General features: G+C 60.5%; 1 protein-coding gene. It reads left to right on the forward strand.

Annotated elements, in window-relative coordinates; all coding sequences use genetic code 11:
* Window positions 1–172 precede the first annotated feature (172 nt).
* Window positions 173–2,414, forward strand: a 2,242-nt coding sequence (locus ABX749_RS29670) for a PVC-type heme-binding CxxCH protein (RefSeq protein ID WP_372899218.1), incomplete at its 3' end; no start/stop codon positions are given.

A 2,414-nucleotide genomic window follows, 5' to 3' on the forward strand; every position in this document is an offset into this window, starting at 1 on the left:
ATGAACGATTCAATCGACGCTGGGTCTCGCGAGGTGGAGCAGTCGCCGTAAGGCATGCTGTGCATGCCATCAGACGATCTGTCACGCACAGCGTGACCTACCGTTGTATGATGTGTGCCCTCCGCGATGCCGCTCCCCGCCAGACTTGGGAAATCTTCTCAAAGGATCACCGATGACTTTATTGAAACCGCTCACTTTCTTCGTCGCTGTTCTGATTTGCGGAGCGTTTTCCGTGCAGTGTGTCTCGGCTCAGACGTCGGTCTCCACCTCTACGGAAAACCGCGAGTCCGACTTCCCGGAACCGTACGACAGCGAGCCGGAAAAGACCTCGCCGATGTCGGCCGAACAGGCGGCGGCGACGGCGGTGTTGCCGCCTGGGTTTCGCTGCCAAGTGTTCGCCAGCGAACCGGACGTCCAGCAACCGATTGCGATGTGCTTTGACAGTCGCGGCCGGTTGTGGGTCGCCGAGTGCTACACGTACTCCGAACGACCCGATCGTTGGACGGAGGATCTGCGCGATCGCATCATCATCTTGGAAGACACCAACGGCGACGGACGGGCCGATAAACGGGACGTGTTTTGGGACCAGGCAAATCGTTTGACCAGCGTCGCTTGCGTCGACGGCGGTGTTTATGCGCTGTGTCCACCGCAATTGCTGTTCATCGCCGATGCCGATGGGGATGATGTTCCTGACGGCGAGCCGGAAGTGGTCTTGGACGGATTTGAAGTCGACACGACCAGCCACAATGTCGCCAACGGTTTAAAAGTCGGACCTGATGGTTGGCTGTACGGTCGCCACGGAATTCTGTCCGTCTCCAGGGTCGGTCAACCGGGAACGCCCGACAGTCGGCGCACGCCGGTCAACACCGCGATCTGGCGTTATCATATGCAGCGGAAGTCGTTCGAAGTGTTTTGTTACGGCGGAACGAATCCTTGGGGGCTGGATTGGAACGCCGACGGTCAGTTGTTTTACACCAACACGGTGATCGGCCATCTGTGGCACGCCTTACCCGGTGCGTACTACGAGCGCATGTTCGGCGCCGCGGTGAATCCGCACGCCTATGAAGTGATCTCGCAAACCGCGGATCACTTTCATTGGGATACCGGCAAAGAAGACTGGAACACGATCCGCGACGGACTGAGCAGCAGCACGTCGGCGCTCGGCGGCGGGCACGCCCACATGGGATGTCTGATCTACAAAAGCGGCGTGTGGCCCGAGGAGTACGCGGGCAATTTGTTCACCTGCAACCTTCACGGCCGACGCATCAATCGGGATCTCTTGGAGCGTGATGGTTGTGGTTATGTCGCCCATCACGGCGAAGATTTCATGTTGATGAAAGATCCGTTCTTCCGCGGGTTGGACGTCCTCGCCGGGCCGGATGGCCAGATGTGGATCAATGATTGGTCGGACACCGGGGAGTGCCACGACAACACCGGGCTGCACCGGTCCAGCGGCCGGATCTATCGAGTCGTCTATGAGGGCGATGCCAAGGGCGACGCAAAAGCCGAACACGGCGACTGGTTGACCGCCCGGGCGCGATCGGGTTTTGGGATCGAGCACATCAACGCACTGCTCGATTCCCAGGACGACGCCCGCCGCGCGATGGGCGTTCGTTTCTTGTGCGAAGATTTTGGGGCGGAGTCAATAGCGATCGATCGTCTGATTCGCATTGCCCGAACCGACTCGTCGGGTCTGGTGCGAGTCGAAGTGGCCGCGGGCTTGCAACGTCTGCCGATCGATCGTCGAATCGAAGTCGCCGCGTCACTGTGCGCGCGAGCCGAGGATGCCGATGACCGTCAACAACCGTTGATGATCTGGTACGGCATTGAAGAAGCGGTGGTCGAGCACGCCGATGGTGCGGTGGAACTGGCGATGCAAACACGGATTCCCAAAGTCCGCCACCTGATTGCACGTCGGCTCGGCGAATCACTCGACGAGCACCCTGCGGCCGTCGAGCGCTTGCTTGCGTCGGCTCTGGCATCGCAACGGACCGGCATTCGTTCCGAAGTGCTGCAAGGATTGGGGCAGGGACTGCGGGGCCGAGCTCGCGCCGCGGCGCCCTCGAACTGGGATGCGGCTGTGGCCGCGGTGCAGCGTGACGGTTCGTCCCTTGAAAAACAATTGGTTCAAGAACTCTCGTTGGTTTTCGGCGACGGGCGTGCTCGTGAAGTCGTCGTCAAGCTGGCGTTTGACACCGCGGCGGATCCGGCGAATCGACGGGCGGCCATGGACAGTCTGATGCGACAGCCGAGCGAAGATCTGCTGCCCAAGTTGTTCGCCGCGATCAATGACAAAGTCATCGCGGGCGAGGTCGTTCGCGCGTTGGCACACTATGAGGCGCCAGGGGTTTCGCTCCGTCTGATCAATCGCTGGCAACGGTCCGTCGTGGACCGCAGCGCCGCGATCGATTCAT

The organism is Stieleria sp. (assembly GCF_041595215.1).
Lineage (GTDB): Bacteria > Planctomycetota > Planctomycetia > Pirellulales > Pirellulaceae > Stieleria > Stieleria magnilauensis.